Raw genomic sequence first — 22,152 nt, 5'->3', positions numbered from 1 at the left:
AAACTTGTATTGATAAAAAAGATGGGTAATGCAGAAAAAGTGTGTTTAAATGTAACCATTAATACTTGGCAATTGCTATTTATTATCATTTGTTTCAAAGCAAACGGTTTTAAAATTCTTTTGATAAAAAAAATCATTTGCTTCATTTATATTTTGTTTTTTGGCCAAAGCCTGTTTCATATTTAATAAAATCCCTAGGCTAAATTTAAGGGCTATTGGTTTCACTATTGCCGTCGGTTTTAACCGACGGATGGTTATTAAAAATCTTGTTGGCTTTAGCCAAAATATTTAGAAGCATTTGCTTTCTTATGTATCCCCTATTCTACTAATGGTTTAGAAATTGGCCGTCTGCGGTAGCGGAAATTAGAATAATAACGCTTAATATTCAATCGAAAAACATCATATATTAACGTAAAACCTAAAATAGACGCAGGTACTAAAAATGCTTCAAAACTGATAAATTTAAACAAATAAGCACCTGATAAAGCCCCCAGCATAAAGAAAAAAATAATGGCCATTCGGAGTTTAATTTTAGAAATCAATTCGGTTTGCATCCCAAACTTATGTACACTCAGTTGTGCAAGTTCTATCCCTAAATCGGTAAAGGTTCCGGTAAGGTGTGTGGTTCTAACTACAGAACCAGAAATTACCGAAACCAGTGCATTCTGCATGCCCATAGCAAAAAGCAAAATACCAGCAAAAAAATGTTTAGAAAAACCAAAGCCAATTTGATAAGCTGAAAAAGCACAATAAACCAAAATTATGATTTCTAAAACAATGGGAATGGTAAAAGAAAATCGTCCGTTGTGTCCAATTTTGGTTACAATTAAACTACTGGTAAAAGCACCTGACAAAAACAACATCATCCACAAAGCTATTGCCTTCGCCGATTCCCAATTCTGATCGGCAATACCTTCGGCAAACAGCGCTGCATGCCCCGTTACATTTGTTGTGAGTGCTGCAAAACCAAGAAAACCCGCAGCATTTACGAAACCTGCAGTAAGACTTAAAAGCACCGCCAATTTTAAGTTATGGGTATATGTTCTCTTAACGCCGAAATGTCTTAACATTTTATTTTCTCTTTTATAAAATTGGAGTGCTAAATGCTATTCGTTGTACTAAAAATTGAATTTATTTTCTTAAAATGAGGGCTTTATTGTAATGAAAATTCATCCTACCAATGTGTAAAACAGAAATTTCCTGCGGGCATTCCACTTCACAAGCCTCGGTATTTGAGCAATGACCAAAGCCTTCTTCATCCATTTGATTGACCATTTTAATTACTCTATTTGCTGATTCTAGTTTTCCCTGTGGAAGCAAAACCAAATGAGAAACCTTTGCTGATGTAAATAATGCAGCGCTAGAATTTTTGCAAGTTGCCACGCAAGCGCCGCAACCAATACAAGCCGCAGCATCAAAAGCAGCTTCCGTTGTATCATGCGAAATTGGTAAGCTATTGGCTTCTGGTGCTTGCCCAGTTGAAGTTGAAATATAACCTCCGGCCTGAATAATGTGATCAAAAGATGAACGATCTATTTTTAAATCTCTTAAAACAGGAAAAGCAGCAGCTCTAAAAGGCTCAATATAAACGGTTTCACCATCTTTAAAACTTCGCATGTGCAATTGGCAGGTTGTAGTGCCAGATAATGGTCCGTGCGCCCGACCATTGATCATCATGCCACAGGCGCCACAAATTCCTTCTCTACAATCGTGATCAAATTCGATTACCCGCTCCCCTTTTTGGATCAACCTTTCGTTTAACATATCCAACATTTCTAAAAAAGACATGTGAACAGAAATACCACCTACTTCATAATCGATCATTTTGCCTTTAGATTCTCTATGTTCCTGACGCCAAACTTTCAGATATAATTTCATAATAAAAAACTTAATAATTAACTATTTATAACTTCTAACGGTTAGCGCTACGGCTTCAAAAATCAATGGTTCTTTGTGCAATTCGGGCTTTTTACCTTCACCTTTCCATTCCCAAGCCGATACGTAGCAGAAATCCTCATCGTTACGAACTGCTTCTCCATCTGGAGTTTGGTATTCTTCTCTAAAATGCGCCCCACAAGATTCTTCTCTCTGCAAAGCATCGTGACACATCAATTCGCCCAGTTCGAGAAAATCAGAAACCCGTCCTGCTTTTTCAAGTTCGGAGTTCATTTGCCCATCACCCGTTATTTTAACATCTTTATCAAATGATTTTTTCAAGGCTTTAAGTTCCACAATGGCGTCTTCTAAACTTTCTTTTGTTCTAGATAATCCACACTTATCGTAAAGCAGCTTACCTAAAGTTTTATGAAAATGATCTGCAGAAAGATGACCTTTAGCATTTAAAAATTGCTCAATTTGTTTTTTAATAGTTTCTTCGGCTGCAGCAAAAGCTGGATGATCGGTCGTTACTTTTTCAACCTTTGCTTCGCCGGCGAGAAAATTCGGAATGGTATAAGGCGCGATAAAATAACCATCTACACAAGATTGCAATAATGAATTTGCCCCCAATCTGTTCGCTCCATGGTCAGAAAAGTTCGCTTCACCTAAGGCAAATAGGCCGGGTATGGTGGTCATTAAATCATAATCTACCCACAAACCGCCCATGGTAAAATGCGCCGCCGGGGAAATCAGCATCGGTTCTTTATAAGCGTTTACACCGTTAATTTTATCGTACATGCGGAATAAGTTTCCGTATTTCTCCTCAATTTTATCTTTGCCTTGTTCTTTAATTGCTTTTGAGAAATCGAGACATACTGCGTTTTTCATCGGCCCAACGCCACAACCGGCATCAATTCTTTCTTTCGCTGCCCTTGATGCAATATCTCTTGGCGAAAGATTTCCGAAAGCCGGGTAACGCCGCTCTAAATAATAATCTCTTTCTTCTTCAGGAATTTCGTTTGGTGTACGTTCATCATTTGCCTTTTTCGGCACCCAAATCCTTCCGTCGTTACGGAGCGATTCAGACATCAACGTTAGTTTAGATTGTGTTTCGCCAATTTGTGGTAAACAGGTAGGGTGAAATTGTATCCAGCTTACGCCAGACATAAAAGCGCCTTTTTTGTGTGCCCGCCAAATGGCAGAAGTATTACAGCCCATTGCCAGCGTAGATAAATAATATACTTTACCATAGCCTCCGGTGGCCAATACAACTGCGTTTGCTGCATGGCGCTCCAAAGCACCGGTTTCTAAATTTCGAGCAATTATGCCTTTTGCTTTTCCATCAACTAAAACCAAATCGAGCATTTCATGGCGGGTATAAGTTTTCACCTTTCCAACAGCAACTTGTCGCATTAATGCTTGGTAAGCACCAATCATAAGCTGTTGCCCAGTTTGTCCACGAGCATAAAAAGTTCGAGAGACTTGAACACCTCCAAAAGAGCGATTATTTAAGTATCCTCCGTATTCTCTGGCAAATGGTACGCCTTGGGCAACTGCCTGATCAATAAGCGCTAACGAGCATTCTGCCAAACGGTAAACATTCGCTTCGCGAGAACGAAAATCGCCACCTTTTATCGTATCATAAAACATGCGATAAACACTGTCGCCATCATTTTTATAATTTTTAGCTGCATTTACACCTCCTTGCGCTGCAACAGAATGTGCTCTTCTCGCAGAATCCTGAAAGCAAAATGATTTTACATTATACCCCTGCTCGGCTAAAGATGCTGCGCATGATGCACCTGCGAGACCAGTTCCAACGACGATAATGTTGAGCTTTTTTCTGTTCGCCGGATTAATGAGTTTAGCGTGGTTTTTGTAATTGCTCCACTTATCGGCGATATCACCCTCTGGTATTTTCGAATCCATCATTATAAATTGAGGTTAAAATAAATGTAAAGGGGAATAAGCATGAAGCCCAACGTAATTAGAAGAGAATAAATCCATCCGAAAACCCGAACAGCTTTTGCATATTTTGGATGATAAAGGCCTATGGTTCTGGTTGCACTAAAAAAACCATGTAATAAATGAAACCCCAACGCTAAAAATGAAATCTCGTAAATAATGATATACCATCCCTGCTGGAACGAGCTGATTACAATTGCGTAAAGGTCTTTATTTCCCTTACCATCTAATGGCAACCCGCCAAATTTGTATTCATACCAATAGTCTTTAAAATGGATGACTAAGAAAATCAAAATGATGGCACCTAGGATACCCATATTTCTGCTATTCCATGTGCTAACTGAGCCACGTTTATCGTAGGCATATTTTTGTCCATTCGCCTTATTATTTTTTAACGTTATCAAAAGTGCATAAACGGCATGGCCGATTAATGAAAGATACAGCACATAAGAAATAATTTTAATTAGTATATTTCCTGATAATAAATGTGAGTACCAATTAAACTGTGCTCGCGCCTCAGCTTCTGGCAAAAGCAATTGCAGGTTTCCCAGCAGGTGAATGACTAGGAAAAAACACAGGAATAACCCTGTGGCAGCCATAATCATTTTATAAATTAATGTTGTTTGTTTCATGCTTTAAACGATAGTGCTTTTAATTTTTTCTACCACAATCCAATAACTTTCCACCACATACCACCTACTAAAAACCAAACGGCTAAAAACAGCACACTCATAAAAAAGCCCTGTTTCCACCAATCTTTAAGATCTACATAAGTACTCCCGAAAAATATCGGCGCTGGACCATGGCCATAATGCGTAAGCGAACCCATTAAAGTTGCACAGGCACCCAAGAAAATAGCGAGCATCGTTCCTGGCACGCCCACTGCTATACCAACTGCTAAGAAAACCGAATACATTGCAGCAACTTGTGCCGTAGCACTGGCAAACATATAATGGCAATAAGAATAAACTAAAATAATAACAGGAAAAGCCAATTGCCAACTCAAGTGTTTCATTTGGCCGCCAACCAATTGTCCGAACCAGCCAATTAAGCCCAATGAATTTAAATAAGAACCCATCATAACCAATGATGAAAACCAAACAATGGTATCCCAAGCACCTTTTTCAGATTTTACATCATCCCAAGTAAGCACACCGCTTAAAAGTAAAATACATAAACCAATCAGTGCTCCCGTTGTGGCATCTATTTGAAATAAATTACCGAAAATCCACAGCACCAATAAAATAATAAACGTGGCCACCATTAACCATTCTTTTAACGTTACGGCGCCCATTTCCTTTAATTGTTTGGCGGCAATTGCAGGCGCTTCTTTGGTCTCTTTTAATTCTGGAGGAAAAACTTTATATAAAAACAAAGGCACCAGTAAAAAACAAACTAAACCCGGAACCATTGCTGCGATTGCCCAACTTCCCCAGGTAATGGTTACGCCTAAATCTTTCGCAAACTTTTGTGCCATCGGGTTACTTGCCGTTGCGGTTAAAAACATAACCGAAGTAATCATATTGGCGTTGTAACTACTCAGCGTTAAAAAAGCACCAATTTTCCTATGCGTTTCTGGTTTCTCTGGTATAGAGCCCATGTTTACGGCAATAGATTTCATGATGGGAAAAATTACACCGCCCGCCCTTGCGGTATTGCTCGGAATGGCAGGCGCTAAAATTAAATCGGCTGTATTTAGTCCATAGGCTAATCCCAGCGGACTCTTACCAAAAATCTTAATAAAACTATAAGCGATCCGAGTACCCAACCCTGTTTTAATAAACCCCCGTGCAATAAAAAATGCCAATCCGATCAACCAAATGGTAGAATTACCAAATCCGCTCAATGCGTTCAAAATAGAATTTTTTGGATCGCCAGGTGCCAGAACCTGTGTAGTTGCACATAATGTGATGCCGATAATGGCCATTGTACCCATTGATGCAGCTTTAGAAATGATGCCAACAATAGTGGCCACAAAAATAGCTAGTAAGTGCCAAGCATTAGGTTTTACACCTTCGGGCACTGGAATAAACCAGATCACAATACCAACAACGAAGGTGATGATGAGCGATTTAAAATTAATTTCTTTCATATAATTTGTTTAAAAGCGTATTTGAAGTTGAACGTAACCCAAGCTGTGGTTATAGGCTGTAGTTAATGGGACTTGATTTTTAAAACGATCTACTGCAACCCCAACCTGAATGGCAGCGTAAAAATCATCAGCAAAAATTAACGATACATTGGGAATAATGGTTTGCCTCGCGTTAGACTGCAACTTGTAATTCTCATCAAAATATTCGTACCGACAAGAAAATTCAATAGCACGAAGCCTTCTACTTTCGTGATTGTAGCGAAGTGTCGGGAAGAAATAAAATCCTTTCATTTGATAATCATTTAAATTTGGATTGACCAACTGATTGGCTGAGTTGTAAGCTAAAAAATTTGCGCCTGTTTTAAACTCGGTCATTAATAGTACATCGAATTTTTTTGATAAGGGTATTTTTGCTGTTGCATCGGCGCCATAAGCCTGACCGATACTGCTCGCAGCTAAACTTCCTGAACCCACATTTACACCTACAGTAAAATCTTTTAAAAAATCGACCTCTAGCCTACTGTATAAATTTTTTGTGTTGTTATCATCCGATAATTTATTTTTATTGTTGCCATTATAAGCACCAACAAAATATCGAAGTTTTCCATTTGGGATAACGTTTCCGAAGACGGAGAGCCCAGTTTGGAAACTCTGCCAACCATTTTTACCGAAAGCATAATATTGATTTGAGAAATCCAGCGAACGGATAATGTCCACCGACAGCGCATCTTCTATCCCAAAAAATGGACGAAACTGACCCACCTGAACATGAAAATATTTATTGAGTGAATATTTGATATATGCATTTTCCAAAACCTTATTAGTAGGGTCGCCATTAAATTCGGCTAGATTAGCCAAGATATTAGCAGAAAAATGATCGTTTATATCGGCTTTAACCATCACTCGTGCTCGTTTTACTAAAAATGTATTTGATATGGCTTTCGATGTTGAAGGATCGAAGTTTTTACCAGTAATATCAACATTGTTATTTAAGGAAACTACGTACCGCGTTTGCAAAACGCCTGCGAATGTTATCTTTCTTTTATGCGCAGAATAGTTTGTTATTGTGTCGGTGAGCTTAGTCCGGTCTTTTTGTTGCGCAAAAGTGAAATTAAATACAAAAGGAAATACTAAAAATATCAGAGCGAATTTTTTCATGATTAATATCGATAGATGTAATGGCTTGCAAAAAGTTAAAATTTAAATATTGTTAATCACTACGCTAAATCTTTCCTTTTACCTCGCTTGTAGCAACTTATTTTGTTAATACAAAGTTGTTTAAATGCACAATTTTTTGCCATGACAGTAATCAACACGAAATGTGATATAAATCAATATTTAACTTGCAGAAAGCATCAAAATATATTTGCTCGAGAACTAAACAATTAATCAATATGTGGCTATTGCAAAGCGTATTTTTACAACTATAATTAATTACTTCCTTTCGAAAATTTTTTGATCTGAGGCTAGGAGTCTTTCGGCTCCGTACATTGCAATTTCCAACCCTCTGTCTAAGTTGTAGATATCGTTGTATATTATAAGTTGACTATCAACCAGCTCACATGTAACATAAGTTAGTTTTATTGGAAGCGGATTCTTCAATAAAAAATCCTGTTTTTTATACGCTAAAACAGCTTTCTTCATTAAAGGTATTTTTGTTGATGCTCCATCATTAGCCAGCAATAAACTTGCAAGTTTTTCAACATCGTCAATGCGGATACAGCCATGACTTAAAGCTCTCTCGGCTGAAAGGAATAATTTAGGTTGTGGGGTATCGTGTAAATAAACATCGTAAGGGTTTGCGAAACGAAATACGATTTTACCCAAAGCATTATCGCAACCAGATGACTGTCTGACGAAATAACCGAAAGGATGTGCCTTTATAAACTTCAGTTTTTTCAATGTGATTTCGACAAATTTTCCTTTAGCATCATAAATAGCATAATGGTTATTTGCTAAATAATCGATATTTTTAATTGCTTTGGGTAATAGCTCTTTTACGAATATTTTTGAAGGCACTTTCCAATCCGGAGCCACGGTGAAATGGGTAATCGCACTTTCTAGTACAGGCGTAGGCGAAGATGGCTTACCTACGATCACTTCAAAAAGATAGCTATTATCTTTAAGCTTCAGTTTTGCGGTGTAGGCTGGTATATTGATCATCAACCTTGGATTTTCGTTTGCGGTTAACCACCGAAGGCGCTCCATATTAATGGTCATTTTCCTTACACTCTTCTCGGGAAATTCATAACTATCTTCTACATATTGTCCTCGCACCAAATGCATATATTTTTGCAAATCATCATATTCTTTTGTATTGGGTTGTACGTTAATGATTTCGGTATAAAAATCGTTGCTTTCCATCAACTTCGATAAGTGGTTTTCAGCACTAAAATTACCTAAACCGCCTGCATCAATTTTCGATCGGGTGAAGACGGTGTTAAACTTCCCGTAGTGCAAATGGTTCATAAAAGTAATCATTGCATCAGTTAGCAAAATATCAAACTTAGCACGCTCAACGTCACTTAACATTTCGGGTTGCTCGGTAAATATTTTAATCTGATCATAAATAAGCTCATTTGGATGAAAATCTAAAGGGTTCAATCCAAACTGGAGCACACAATCTAATATCATCATCGCTGGCGCCAACTGGCGATTGTGATTTCCTTTTTCCACCCAAATTAGCTGGTCATTTTTTTCCTCATAAAAGCGTTTAACTGATTGTGGATAGTTAAGTGTGTTTTCACATTCAATAAGTTGTATTTTAATATCATCAGATATGGTGGCGTTTTGTTGCTTCGCCTCCTTATTAAAAATTATCGGCGAGTTTTGAGCCGAACTTTGCACCGAAATATTTAGCAGCATAAATATTAACACAGCTGTAAATAGTAAATTATTTTTTGAGTGATGGAGGAATTTAAATTTAATTTTCATGATTATGTTTTCGTAGAATTAACTAAGCGTAATTGCAACCGATTAACAAATTTAAAATGCTGATTTAAGGTTAAAACAAGATAACAATAAGCTAAACCTGATTTTTTATTTTCAAAGCATCATTTTGTGCTTTAATAACTTTTTGCACCAACGTAAATAACTCAGTTTTAAGTAATCTATAATTATTGGTTAACTGCGCCATTGTTTGCTCGAGTTTTCCATGTGCCTTTGCTAGTAATTCTCCATCATTAAAATCCAAATCCTCGGTTTGTCCCTCCAAATTTTTAAGGTGGTCGATCAGATGATGATCAACGCTAAATTTATCTTTTTCTAGGTGCATTAGTTTTAAACCAACACTGTTTAATCCTTGCAGATGTTCTGGATCAGATAAACGAATGAAATAATCATCGAGCAGATGATGCAGAAAAACAGTTTCCACTTTAAAAAATTCCACATCAGATGCCCAATGTTTAGCAATGGCGTGGTATTGTTGGTGTGCTGTTGATTTATTGTTTATGGTATTCATAGTGGTAGGAAATTGACTAAAAATGTTAAGCTGGGAAAATAAGTAAAGGCACTGGTTTAAAAATCGCAGTTCCATCCTTAAAATATTGCTTTGTAAGCGTATGGAAGTGGAAATGCTGATTGACTAAAACCAATAATTCTGCATGCATTTGGCTCACCATCACCTCAAGAACATTTTCACTATTATCTTGTTCAAGAATATTTAGAAAGAGATTTCCGTATTTTATATTAAGGCTTATCGCATCGCTAAAAATATGTTCGGCTTCCTCAACTTCTATTTCAGGCAAACCACTTACTTTAGAATGTGCAATTACAAGGCTAGCTTTCCATTTCCCTGCAAGTTCTGCAAGAAATCTTACGTTTTGAATCCCACAAAAGCGGAGGTCGGTTAAGTAAACCAATCTCTTAAATCCGATTTCTGACCAAGAAGAAGGGATTAATAAAAGCGGAACTTGAAGTTTATTTAATAAGGCACTTATGCACAATTTAACGTTTATTAATGCGTGAGGGATGAATTCTTCAATCCCTTTTACCACCATATAAATACCTTTATTGGTCGTGAGAAAGACAAGACTTTCCTGCTCATCTCTCACTTCAATTTCTTGAATTAACGGACTGAAACCAATATAGCTTTTTTTGCGCGCTAATAGTTTTTTCATCAGTACAGAATGAACTGGCGCTAAAATGGTTTCACTATTTGTACTTCTTCCCCATTCATCATCAATTAAATCTCCATTTGCATTCGAATGAGTCGCCAGAATAATGTTGGCTTCTGTTTTTTGAGCAAATACCAATGCAAAAGCAGCTGCATGTTCAGCTTCAGGAGTTTGATCGTTGATGATAAGTATTGTTTTCATTATGCTTCCATTAAAACAGTGGTTGATTATAAAGGTCGATAACAGTCCAATTAAAGAAAATGACAGCGGTCATGACTGAAATTGTTTAAAATCATGATTATACTTTGCTAGCCTACTTAAATAAAACTCAGTTCACTTTTTTCAAGCAAAATCCCCATTTCGCTTATCACCCATTCGGATAGGCTATCGCCATGGCATCTACTTAAACAAGCTACTTTTTCAAAAATCGTAGATCTTTCCAAAAACTCCTTATTTTTCCATATTTGAAACTTCTCCTCTATTCGGGAAAGTTGATTCTGGTAATCGATTTCAGGCAGGCTACCTGCATCACGAATACGCTGTTCTATATTATAGGCTGTAGATGAATCCATTTTCTAATTGATTATGATTAAATGAAGGTCAGTTAAAAATTTCATCTAAGTTATGATCCGCGTCATCGACACGTGAGATGGTAATCATCAAATTATTTTGTACAAGAAGGATATTCTTAGCGGTTATGCGACATGTTTAGCTTGAGGTAATGCCTTATAAATAAGCTTGACTTGGTCATCTTAAAATTTATTTTTCATCACTTTACGAATTACCCCTTTAGAATTGAGTTATTTATTTAGGTTTTTTGTAGATTGTTGAGATTGAGATTTTTGCATTCTAAACAACTTATATAATTGCACAAAAATCAGCGGAAGCATACTTGAAAGTATTGCAATAAGCCAAGCTTGACCTGAAATAACATTAAGGTTAAGCGCTTCGCGACTAGCTTCGAAAAAATAGACCACAATAAGTAGAAAAAAGCAAAGTAGAAGTGCCAACCAAACAAATTTATTTTTGGTTACCTCATTCATTATCATTCCCGATTGTAAGGATGACATGTTAAAAACATGAAATAATTGGCAGGAAGCCAATGTGATAAAAGCAACATTATTTATCACTTTAACATCAGAAGTAATATAAAACCTGCACATAAAAATGGCTAAAATTACAGCTCCACTCATTAATACGGCATAAATTAAAATTACCAGCCAGTTTCTATTGGAAACAATACCAAGTTTAGGGTCTCTCGGTGGCCTTTGCATAACGGTTAAATCTCCTTTACCAAGCCCCAATGCTAGTGCCGGAAACACGTCGGTTATCATATTGAGGAATAAAATCTGCAAAGGAAAAAGCATCGTTCCCTGTGCTAAAAATCCAAGTATGGTTATAATTAAAATCTCGCTGAGGTTGCACGACACCAAGTATATTACAAATCGCTGTATATTCTGAAAAATTTCTCTTCCATGGGCTACGGCGTGCGTAATTGAAGCAAAAGAGTCATCTTTTAAAACAATACTGGCTGTTTCTTTGGCTACTTGTGTTCCGCGGAGGCCCATAGCAATACCAACATTTGCTTTTTTAAGGGCGGGTGCATCATTTACACCGTCTCCAGTCATCGCTACAATGTAGCCTGCTTTTTGATAAACATCAACAATCTCTAGCTTCTGTTTCGGTGTCGTTCTGGCAAATACCGTCGTACTTAATATCCTTCCTTTCCACTCTTTTGATAAAGCTGCCATATCCGGAAGTTCGGAACCTGCAATTACTTTATCGTCTTGCTCTTCGGCTATGCCCACTCTTTTTGCTATGTTTAATGCGGTCATTGGGTGGTCGCCTGTAATCATCACAATCTTTATACCTGCGGAGTGGCACTCACTAATTGCACCCTTAATGTCTCTTCTCGGTGGATCCAAAAAACCGACCAAACCAACGTAAACTAAATCTTTAAGATAATCTTCATCGGGTTTTGTATCCGATGATTGGTAAGCGAAAGCTAAAACCCTTAGTCCAGATGCAGAAAGTAACTCCGCTTTAGATAGAATTTCCTTTTTCTTTTCTGCGCTTAAATCCAAAATGGAATCGCCCGATTGAATATGGCTACATTTCAACAAAACTTTCTCAACAGCGCCTTTTGCCGAAACAAAAAAAGATTTGTTGGCTTTATGAAGCGTTGCCATTAACTTACTCTCTGAGCTAAAAGGAATTTCAGATAAACGTTCAAATTCGCTCACGGTCTTTTGTGCTGGAAAACCGGCTGCATCAGCCAAAAGTAAAAGTGAAATTTCAACCGGATCGCCAAAAGCTTTTTGATTTTTAGCATCAGGATTTACAGGTGCGTTATTACAAAGTGTTCCAATCCGAACCAGGAAATCGAAATTTTCCTTACTTTTCTCAATGTCATCCTCCTTAAATTTAAGTTTTCCATTTTTCATCGAAACGTGAAATTCCTGATCAGGAAAAGACAACATTTCTACGGATATTTTATTTTCGGTAAGTGTGCCCGTTTTATCGGTGAGTATTACATTTACACTGCCTAATGTTTCTACTGAAGATAATTTTTTAACAATTGCATTTTTTCTAGCCATCAACAACATACCATAGGCCAAAGCCACGGTCGCTACAATCGGCAAACCCTCAGGAAAAGCAGCAACTGCCAATGCAATGGATGTTTTTAGAACTTCTAACCAAGCTCTTCCTTCTAACAAGCCCGTAATTACAAAAACGAGAATTAAAACTAATGTAATCCAAATTAACTTCTTAGTAAGTTTGCCAATTTTTATATCAAGCGGTGTTTTTGTAGATTTAGAACGTCCAACCAGTTCACTAATTTTACCGAGCTCGGTGTGTTCTGCAATTCCAGTTATAATTACCTTCGCATTTCCATTTAAAACAGCGGTACCTTTATAAACCATGTTTAGCGCATGCGAAGATTCTAATTTCTCATTATCGATATTTGAAGTTTTAAAAACTGGAAAGGATTCGCCTGTTAATGATGATTCATCTACCTGAAGGCCATTTGAGAAAACAATTCTTCCATCACCAGAAACAACGTCACCCGCTTCGAGCAACAGCAAATCACCAATTGTAAGCTGTTCAGATGCAATTTCGAGTTCCTTGCCTCCCCTTACCACTTTCGCATAACTAACATCCATTTTTTTTAACGCCCGCATGGAGGTTCTGGCCTGCAACTCCATAAAAAAACCAATAATTGCGTTTACAACGATTACGATGAATATGGCAATTGCCTCTAACGAGTTTTTGAAATAAAGTGATACAAGTCCTGCAACTAAAAGTAGATAAACAATTGGACTGTTAAACTGCTCAAAAGCCATTTGCCAAATGCTTTTTTGTTTTTGACTTTTGTAGCTGTTCAGCCCAAACTGCTTCGTGCGAATAGAAGCCTCGGCAGTACTTATACCTTCTTTCTCAGAAGTTGACAAAGCGATCGACAGATCCTCTAGGGCTTGTAAATAAGGAGTTTTTACGGGATATTCAATACTCATATTGGTAATTCTTAAGGATTGACGCTTGCGTTAAGTGCCATTTCGTCTTCCGCTAAATGCGATCCAATTTTCTTTGTGTGTAGTGCAATCATACGTTCTTCATTAGTTTCAAAAACCATGATACTAACTTTACTGCTCTGGCAAGAAATGATCTTTTGAGTGTCTTGATTGCGGAGCCGATCAAGTTTTACCCCCATAAAATCCATATCTGCACAAATACGTTCCCTAATTTGAGGAGAATTTTCGCCAACGCCTCCGGTAAAGATGAGTATATCAAGACCACCGAGAGCAGCTGCAAGTGCACCGATAAATTTTTTGGCTTGGCAACAAAATAAATTTACCGCAGCCTCTGCCCTTTTATCAAAGCTTGCATTTTTCAAAAGCTCCTCCATGTTTCCCGTGCCTGCAATTGCTTTCATGCCGGATTCATGACTGAGCACATTATCGAGCTCCTCAACGGTCATTTTACTTTGCTTAAGCATAAAAAGAATTGCGCCGGGATCAAGATCGCCACTTCGCGTACTCATGACCAAACCTCCTATCGGGCTAACGCCCATTGTTGTATCTATACACTTTCCAAACGAAACCGCAGCCATGCTTGAACCACTGCCAAGGTGAGCGATGATAATTTTTTTCTGGTTGATGTATGCAAAATTCCGATCGAGCTTGTCCATAATGTATTCGTACGATAGGCCATGAAAACCGTAACGAATTAATCCTTGACCTTTGAATTTCTCCGGAAGTGCATAATATTTAGCTTGATCGGGCATGTCTCGATGAAAATTAGTGTCAAAACACGCCACATGTGTTAGGTCAGGAAACGCAGACCGAAATTTCTTGATCAGTGCTAATTCATCAGGCAAATGGTTGGGCGCCAAAAAAATAAACTTGGTTAAATCTTCCAACAATTCATCGGTTATAACTTCAGGGCTACGGTGATGGGGACCGCCCTGTACCAACCTATAGCCAACAGACGAGATAAAACATTTAGATTGTATTGTTTTTAGCCATGAAATTATTCCCGATGCAGCTTCATCAATGTTTTGATAAACTGCTTTTTTTACACTTACCGCAACGCTATTAGCATCGTTTATCTTTAAGCTGGAAAATTCTTTGCCAATGTTTTTTATTAGACCAGAATATTCTCTTTTGATGGTCTGGCATTGATAAACGGCAAACTTTAAGCTTGAAGAACCAGCGTTGATGACCAATATAAAATTTCCTACAGGTATTTGTTGTTTCTTCTCCATATTGATGAAAAGGATGGGGAATATCAGAATCGACCGAAAACATCCATGTTAACAAAAGTAACTCAGGTACCAGGATCTATAAGTGACGTTAAACGATTTATATCATGATGCTTATCACTGAAAATCGGATTATTTTAAATAAATTGTGTAAATATGCTAATGGATGAAACAAATACAGCTTCCGATTGTTTTTTACAGACAATTAGTTATTTAATTGTGAATCAATAATTTATGGAAAATACCGTATTGCTTAAAGCAATCATTGAAAATGCAATAGACGGTCTAATTACCATAGATGATCTCGGTATTGTCGAATCTATAAATCCGTCTGCGTGCAAGCTTTTCAATTATTTACCAGATGAAGTTCTAGGTCATAATATTTCCATGCTCATGGCTCCGCAGGACAGGACAAGGCATGAGAGATACCTGTTTAATTATAAAAAAACCGGTAATGGAAGTATTATCAACGTTGGAAGGGAACTTGTAGGCCTCAAAAAAAACGGAAGCTGTTTCCCTTTTCGAATTGGTTTAAGTGAGGTGAAATATTCTGGCAGAATTATTTACGCTGGATTTATTCATGATCTGACAAAAGAAAAAGAAGCTGAAAATAAGCTACAAGAATACGCTGCTTTACTGGAGGAGCAAGTGGAAGAAAGGACGCATTCGCTTAGAACAAGCTTGGATAAGTTGCAGAAAACCCAAGATGAGCTTAACCTTTCTTTAAATAAAGAAAAAGAACTTGGTCAACTTAAAAGTCGTTTTGTGTCCATAGCATCGCACGAGTTTCGTACCCCTTTAAGCACTATACACCTTTCTGCATCACTTATTGACCGATATGCGGAAACCCTTGATAGGCAGGGGATTGAGAAACATGTAGTAAAGATTAAAGATGCCGTTTTAAACGTTACTGCCATACTTAACGACTTTCTTTCGCTCGAGAAATTGGATTCGGGAATGGTAAAACCAAAGCTAAGCACTTTTAGTCTATCGGATACTGCCAAAGAAATTGCGGAAGAAATGCAGGTTGCACTAAGGGGAAATCAAGAAATAGTATTTAAACACAGAGGGCCCGATCTCATGATCCATCTTGATCAGAACCTACTAAAAAACTGTATAATTATTTTAATCGACAATGCCATTAAATATTCCGGATTGGACAGCAAAATTCATTTTTATACTAAAATTAATGAAAAAAATTGTACAATAAAGATTTGCGATAATGGAATTGGTATTCCCCAAACTGACCATAAGCATCTTTTCGCTGCTTTTTTTAGGGCACATAATACCGGAAAAATCTCGGGAAATGGTTTGGGTCTTAGTATTCTATCGAGATACACCGGTTTAATGAATGGCAAAGTCAGTTTTCAGAGTAGAATTAACAAGGGTACATTATTTACACTTACCTTTCCACAAACCTACAAATCATGAGCAAAAAAGTACTGATCATTGAAGATCATGATGCCATACGTGAAAACGTGGTCGAAATTTTAGAAATGGCCCGCTATATTGTTTGTCAGGCAGAAAATGGTAAGATTGGTGTAGAGATGGCGCTCCAATACGCCCCTGATATTATTCTTTGCGACATCATGATGCCCGAATTGGATGGTTACGGTGTATTGTATATGTTAAATAAACATGAGGAAACATCAGGGATACCTTTTATTTTTTTAACCGCAAAGGCAGAACATGCAGATTTGAGGAAAGGAATGGAACTCGGTGCCGATGATTACCTGATCAAACCTTTTGATGATATGGAATTGCTAAATGCGATCGATATCAGGCTCAGAAAAAAAGCCCTGGCTGACAATGCTCATAAAAATAATTTAGTCGACTTCAAGGTTCTTGTCGCAAAAACGGATGGACTTGCAGAATTCAACAAGATTATAGATGGTAGAAAGAGCAGAAGTTTTAAAAAGAACCAGGTTATTTACTACGAAGATGATCATGCTAAAGGTCTTTATTTGATTACCCAAGGAAAAGTAAAAACGATAAAATTGGCGGAGGATGGAAGAGAGTTAATGACAGGAATATATGGAGAGGGAGATTACATTGGCATAAACGCTGTATTGAGCAATAGCACTTGTGGCGACACAGCAACTTCTATAGAGGATAGCATGTTATGCCTAGTATCTACAGAACAGATGGAATCCGTATTTAATCTTTACCCAGAAGTAGCCAGAAAATTTATTCACTTGTTATCTAAGGATAATCGGGAGAAAGAAGATCAGCTATTGCAGCTCGCCTATCATTCTGTGAGGAAAAAAATGGCAGGCACAATTGTTAAGCTTCACAACAAGTATATTAAAAATGAGTCGTTTAACATGACCAGAGAAGATTTAGCAGCCATGGCCTGTATGGCTACAGAAACCGTTAGCCGCACGCTTTCGGACTTCAAGGACGAAAAACTAATTGACCGTGTGGGTTCGAAAATTACAATTCTGAATTTTGAAGGTCTTTCAAAAATGAAAAACTGACCTAACTATTGATAAAACCTTTATCATTAGGCTCTTAAATACAAAGTATCGTTTATCAAGCTATTGCATAATTTAAAACTAAATTAGTTATTCTATAGTGAGTTTGTTATGAACATTGCATACCCCAAGTGCGTTCCATGCAATGCGCTCTGCAGTATCTCGCTGATACATTGACGTCACCTTCCCACGTAACGTAACTTGATTGCCAACAACAGTTACTCGTATGTCTTGATCATCTATTGCCCAATTCTTGAGCAGTTCATTTTCGATAGCGATTGTTTGTCTTTCATCGTCATTTTCAAACTGCACAGCAATGTTATTCACAATCATCTTCACACCGCTAAGATGTTGGATATTACGCTCAGTTTGAATTTTCTCAGCAACCGTTCTCACACTGCCTTCCAAGGTTATGCAGCCATCTTCAACCAGTACACATACGCTATTTTCGGCAATATCTGGACTAAATTTTATCACTTTAAGCACCTCCGATGCTAACGACTCATCTGTAACTATTTCTTCGGGATCAAATTTTACCTTAATTTTCTCTACAACTGCATTTACGCCTGCCACCTTGTTTGCAACATTTTCTGCCGCTCTTTTTTTAACATAACTATCTACAGTTCCAGATAAAGTGACGGTACCATTAATTGCATTTACCTGCACTTTGACTCCTTGAAGTAGTGGCTCGACGCTGAAGGCATTTATGACATCATTTTTAAGTGCTTCATTGTACTTCATCTTTTATTAAATTAATATCCGGTTAAATGACCAACACTTATTTGGACAGGTTGCATTTAAGCGATGCTTCAGAAAAAATTGATTGCATGATCCCGACATTCCAAAAAATATTGATTTCATAAAGTTGTCCTAATTATGAATGAATACAAATGATATTTGTCATACGTATAGCCGATGTTAATCAGTAATCAAAAAATCAGCTACTTATCGTTTTTAAATGCAACCAAAACGCCATACAAACTGATTTTTGTGAGTTGCAATAACGCGATAACCGTTAGCAAAAGGTTTAATTTTTTTTGACTACCGTTGCTCAGTCCAATTTTCTAAAGGCACCTTAATGACGAACGTCTTCAAATCGGGTGACCGCAGTCATTCACATAACAGCTATCAAAACTGAAATTTGTTAGGAAGGATAAAACATGAAAAGCCAACTTGGCTCTGATTGAAATATTGCTCATTAAAAATGACTCAAATAAAATGGAAGAAACACTCATAGATACAGAAAAAGAAAGCATCAGCACTGAACTTTTACAAAAAATGGATGCGTATTGGCGGGCAGCTAATTATCTTTCTGTTGGGCAAATTTATCTGTACGATAATCCGCTATTGCGAGAACCTTTAAAACTTGAGCATGTAAAGCCGTTGGTTGTTGGTCATTGGGGCACAACTCCTGGACAAAATTTTATCTATGTTCATTTAAACCGAATCATTAAAAAGTACGATTTAGATATGTTCTACGTCGCCGGACCTGGTCACGGTGGCCCTGCACTTGTTGGCAATGTTTATTTAGAAGGCACGTGGTCTGAAGTTTATCCAGATTTTCCGCAGGATGAAGCGGGTATGAAGAAACTTTTTACCAAATTTTCCTTCCCGGGAGGGATTTCCAGTCACGTTGCGCCTACAACGCCAGGTTCTATCCACGAAGGTGGCGAACTGGGTTATTCTTTGAGCCATGCTTTTGGTGCGGCTTTTGATAATCCTGATTTGATTGTTGCTTGTGTGGTTGGCGATGGAGAGGCCGAAACTGGTCCTTTGGCGACTGCATGGCACTCTAACAAGTTTTTAAATCCCATAACAGATGGTGTTGTTTTACCCATTTTACACCTAAATGGATACAAGATTAGTAATCCCACCTTATTGGCTCGAATTGAGCATGAAGAGTTAGAACAGTTTTTTAAAGGCTGTGGATGGACACCGTATTTTGTAGAAGGTGATGACCCCGCAACCATGCATAAATTAATGGCAGAAACTTTAGAAAAAGCCATTGGCGATATTAAAGATCATCAAAAAAATGCACGGGGGAACAATGATAATAGTCGCCCGAGATGGCCAATGATTGTTTTAAGATCTCCAAAAGGATGGACAGGGCCAAAAATGGTTGATGGTTTGCCGATTGAAGGAACTTTCCGTTCACACCAAGTACCAATTTTGGTTGATAAAAAACATCCCGAACATTTGGAACAGTTAGAAAGTTGGATGAGGAGTTATAAACCCGAGGAATTATTCGACGAAAGCGGAAAGTTGATGCCAGAACTCGCTGATTTGGCACCAAAAGGAAACCGAAGAATGGGCGCAAATCCACATACTAACGGTGGTTTGTTATTGAAAAATTTATGCATGCCCGATTTTAGGGTTCATGCGGTAGATATTCCCTCTCCTGGAGCGGTCCAATTGGGAGACACGCCCGTTTTAGGGAAGTTTTTTCGTGATATAATTGAGTTAAACCAAGACAATTTTCGAGTGTTTGGCCCAGATGAAACGCTCTCTAACCTATTGGGGGCTGTGTTCGAAGTAAGTAACCGCCAATGGGACGCAAGAGAACAAAAAAACGATGAGTTTTTAGCGCCTTCGGGCAGAGTGATGGATGCACAATTAAGCGAACACCAATGCGAAGGCTGGTTAGAAGGCTATTTGTTAACCGGAAGACATGGACTTTTTAATAGCTATGAAGCATTTATCCGAATTGTGGATTCTATGTTTAGTCAGCATGCAAAGTGGTTAAAAGTAACCAAAGAACTGCCTTGGAGACCGCCAATTGCATCATTAAATTATTTACTCGCTTCACACGTTTGGCAACAGGACCACAATGGTTTTACGCATCAAGACCCAGGTTTTATAGATCATGTAATTAATAAGAAAGCAGATATTGTAAGGGTTTATCTTCCGCCAGATGCGAATTGCCTTTTATCGGTTTTTGACCATTGCCTCCGCAGTCGGAATTACGTAAACGTTGTCGTTGCAGGCAAACATCCATTACCCCAATGGTTGAATATGGATGCTGCAATTATTCATTGTACAGAGGGTATTGGAATATGGCAATGGGCAAGTAACGATCAACAAACCGAACCAGATGTAATTTTAGCTTGTTGTGGCGATACACCCACTTTAGAAGTAATGGCTGCCGTTTCTATTCTTCGAGAACATTTACCCGAATTGAAGGTTAGAGTTGTTAATGTAGTCGATTTAATGAAATTACAATCGGCTAGCGAACACCCCCATGGACTAAGCGATTATGATTACGATTCCTTATTTACTAAGGATAAGCATATCGTATTTGCTTTTCACGGCTACCCTTGGTTAATTCATCGTCTTACCTACAGGCGAAAAAATCGTAATTTACATGTAAGAGGATATAAAGAAGAAGGAACAATAACTACTCCTTTTGATATGCGGGTGCAGAATGATATTGATCGGTTTCACCTCGTACAGGATGTAGTAGATCGCGTGCCAAACTTGGGTTCTAGAGGAGACTATCTTAAGCAGATGATGAAAGATAAATTGATCCAACATAAGCACTTTATAGATATCCACGGCGAAGATATGCCTGAGGTGATCAATTGGAAATGGAATACGGTTTAGAAATATGGCAAATTCAAACATAGAAACAGCACAATAGACTCTAATTCGGCGAAAGATAGAACCGAGTAGTAGCGGGCTTATAGTTGCGAAATCTGATAAGATGGGTTATTTTTTAATTAATATTTACACAATTAATAGAATAGATTATGAATGCGTTAGTGTATCACGGTCCAGGAAAAAAAGCATGGGAAGAAAAACCCATGCCAAGCATTTTAAAACCTACAGATGCGATCGTTAAAATATCAAAAACAACCATTTGCGGCACAGATTTACACATCTTAAAAGGTGATGTACCCAGCGTTGAAGATGGGCGAATTATTGGTCATGAGGGTGTTGGTGTAGTCCTAGAAACCGGCACAGCGGTAAGCAATTTCAAAAAAGGTGACCATGTTATTATCTCCTGTATTACTTCCTGTGGTAAATGTGATTATTGTAAAAAAGGAATGTACTCACACTGTGAAGATGGCGGATGGATATTGGGTAACACCATTGATGGGACGCAAGCAGAATATGTAAGAATCCCTCATGCAGATAACAGTCTCCACCATATTCCTGCTGGAACTGATGAAGAAGCATTGGTAATGTTGAGCGACATTTTACCAACCGGTTTTGAGTGTGGTGTTTTAAATGGAAAGGTAAAGCCCGGTGATAATATTGCGATTGTTGGTGCAGGACCAATAGGCATAGCTGCACTTTTAACAGCACAATTTTATACACCTGCTCAAATTATCATGGTGGATTTGGACGAAAACCGCTTAATCATGTCGAAAAATTTCGGTGCTACAACTACCATCAACAGTGCTAATGAAGATGCTGTGGAAAAAATCAAAAGCCTTACAAATGGCAAAGGTGTTGATGTAGCTATGGAAGCAGTGGGGGTACCTTCAACATTTGAGCTTTGCCAGGAAATTATTGCGCCGGGTGGTCATATTGCAAATATTGGTGTCCACGGAAAAAGCGTAGCCCTACATCTGGAAACATTGTGGTCTAAAAACATCACCATCACCGCCAGTCTTGTTGATACGGTTACAACGCCTATGTTGCTTAAAACAGTCAATGCGAAAAAACTAGAACCTAACAAATTGATTACCCATCATTTTAAGCTAGACGATATTATGAAGGCTTACGATACCTTTGAAAACGCTGCCGAAGAAAAAGCATTAAAAGTAATTTTAGAAAATTAATGACACTGTGGTATTGAACGATTTGAGCTCTGCGTAAAACACGGCAGGGCTTTACAAATAGATTTTACATGTGACGATTGGC

At 37.9% G+C, this 22,152-nt stretch carries 18 protein-coding genes; 4 read left to right on the top strand and 14 right to left on the bottom strand.

The features are described 5' to 3' along the window. Positions 1-75: 75 nt before the first annotated feature. The 13 genes from EZJ43_RS17085 to EZJ43_RS08155 form a co-directional block, all read right to left on the bottom strand. Positions 76-225, bottom strand: coding sequence for a hypothetical protein (locus EZJ43_RS17085; RefSeq protein WP_165953109.1), 150 nt, complete (start codon positions 223-225; stop codon positions 76-78). A gap of 92 nt (positions 226-317) precedes the next feature. Then, positions 318-1,070, bottom strand: a complete 753-nt coding sequence (locus EZJ43_RS08210) for a YoaK family protein (RefSeq protein ID WP_133262220.1) — start codon at positions 1,068-1,070, stop codon at positions 318-320. Positions 1,071-1,131: 61 nt separating this feature from the next. After that, entirely contained in the window at positions 1,132-1,878 is a 747-nt protein-coding gene (locus EZJ43_RS08205; RefSeq protein WP_133262219.1) for a succinate dehydrogenase/fumarate reductase iron-sulfur subunit, read from the bottom strand. Between the two features lie 21 nt (positions 1,879-1,899). Then, positions 1,900-3,810: a fumarate reductase/succinate dehydrogenase flavoprotein subunit gene (locus EZJ43_RS08200; RefSeq protein WP_207924594.1), complete on the bottom strand. Its 1,911-nt coding sequence runs from the start codon at positions 3,808-3,810 to the stop codon at positions 1,900-1,902. Further along, positions 3,810-4,475, bottom strand: coding sequence for a succinate dehydrogenase cytochrome b subunit (locus EZJ43_RS08195; RefSeq protein ID WP_207924593.1), 666 nt, complete (start codon positions 4,473-4,475; stop codon positions 3,810-3,812). Before EZJ43_RS08195 ends, EZJ43_RS08200 begins: the two co-directional genes overlap by 1 nt. Positions 4,476-4,504: 29 nt before the next feature. Next, a complete protein-coding gene (locus EZJ43_RS08190; RefSeq protein ID WP_133262217.1) occupies positions 4,505-5,935 on the bottom strand; it encodes an anion permease in 1,431 nt (476 codons plus the stop codon). Between the two features lie 9 nt (positions 5,936-5,944). Continuing rightward, complete coding sequence (locus EZJ43_RS08185; protein WP_133262216.1) at positions 5,945-7,093, bottom strand: porin; 1,149 nt, start codon at positions 7,091-7,093, stop codon at positions 5,945-5,947. 276 nt (positions 7,094-7,369) lie between these two features. Then, a complete protein-coding gene (locus EZJ43_RS08180; RefSeq protein ID WP_133262215.1) occupies positions 7,370-8,869 on the bottom strand; it encodes a L,D-transpeptidase scaffold domain-containing protein in 1,500 nt (499 codons plus the stop codon). Positions 8,870-8,960: 91 nt separating this feature from the next. Next, on the bottom strand, positions 8,961-9,395 hold the full coding sequence (locus EZJ43_RS08175; RefSeq protein ID WP_133262214.1) for a hypothetical protein: 435 nt from the start codon (positions 9,393-9,395) through the stop codon (positions 8,961-8,963). 25 nt (positions 9,396-9,420) lie between these two features. Further along, entirely contained in the window at positions 9,421-10,251 is an 831-nt protein-coding gene (locus EZJ43_RS08170; RefSeq protein ID WP_133262213.1) for a hypothetical protein, read from the bottom strand. A 116-nt stretch (positions 10,252-10,367) separates the two neighbouring features. After that, complete coding sequence (locus EZJ43_RS08165) at positions 10,368-10,622, bottom strand: hypothetical protein (RefSeq protein ID WP_133262212.1); 255 nt, start codon at positions 10,620-10,622, stop codon at positions 10,368-10,370. 228 nt (positions 10,623-10,850) lie between these two features. Further along, the gene (locus EZJ43_RS08160; RefSeq protein WP_133262211.1) at positions 10,851-13,565 is read right to left on the bottom strand and encodes a cation-translocating P-type ATPase; all 2,715 of its coding nucleotides are present in this window, start codon (positions 13,563-13,565) and stop codon (positions 10,851-10,853) included. 11 nt (positions 13,566-13,576) lie between these two features. Next, positions 13,577-14,815, bottom strand: coding sequence for an acetate/propionate family kinase (locus tag EZJ43_RS08155; RefSeq protein WP_133262210.1), 1,239 nt, complete (start codon positions 14,813-14,815; stop codon positions 13,577-13,579). A gap of 231 nt (positions 14,816-15,046) precedes the next feature. Between EZJ43_RS08155 and EZJ43_RS08150 the strand changes: the two genes are divergently transcribed. Together EZJ43_RS08150 and EZJ43_RS08145 are read left to right on the top strand one after the other, a co-directional pair. After that, on the top strand, positions 15,047-16,243 hold the full coding sequence (locus tag EZJ43_RS08150; protein WP_133262209.1) for a PAS domain-containing sensor histidine kinase: 1,197 nt from the start codon (positions 15,047-15,049) through the stop codon (positions 16,241-16,243). Further along, on the top strand, positions 16,240-17,289 hold the full coding sequence (locus tag EZJ43_RS08145; protein ID WP_133262208.1) for a response regulator: 1,050 nt from the start codon (positions 16,240-16,242) through the stop codon (positions 17,287-17,289). Before EZJ43_RS08150 ends, EZJ43_RS08145 begins: the two co-directional genes overlap by 4 nt. An 87-nt stretch (positions 17,290-17,376) precedes the next feature. On the opposite strand, the gene EZJ43_RS08140 is transcribed toward EZJ43_RS08145, so the two are convergent. Continuing rightward, the gene (locus tag EZJ43_RS08140; RefSeq protein WP_133262207.1) at positions 17,377-18,027 is read right to left on the bottom strand and encodes a BON domain-containing protein; all 651 of its coding nucleotides are present in this window, start codon (positions 18,025-18,027) and stop codon (positions 17,377-17,379) included. A 477-nt stretch (positions 18,028-18,504) separates the two neighbouring features. On the opposite strand from EZJ43_RS08140, the gene EZJ43_RS08135 reads away from it, so the two are divergent. Beyond that, a complete protein-coding gene (locus tag EZJ43_RS08135; protein ID WP_133262206.1) occupies positions 18,505-20,886 on the top strand; it encodes a phosphoketolase family protein in 2,382 nt (793 codons plus the stop codon). Positions 20,887-21,032: 146 nt separating this feature from the next. Continuing rightward, entirely contained in the window at positions 21,033-22,070 is a 1,038-nt protein-coding gene (locus EZJ43_RS08130; protein WP_133262205.1) for a zinc-dependent alcohol dehydrogenase family protein, read from the top strand. Positions 22,071-22,152 lie beyond the last annotated feature (82 nt).

The organism is Pedobacter changchengzhani (assembly GCF_004354365.1).
Classification (GTDB): Bacteria; Bacteroidota; Bacteroidia; order Sphingobacteriales; family Sphingobacteriaceae; genus Pedobacter; species Pedobacter changchengzhani.
This window is presented reverse-complemented; position numbering and strand designations above follow the sequence as displayed.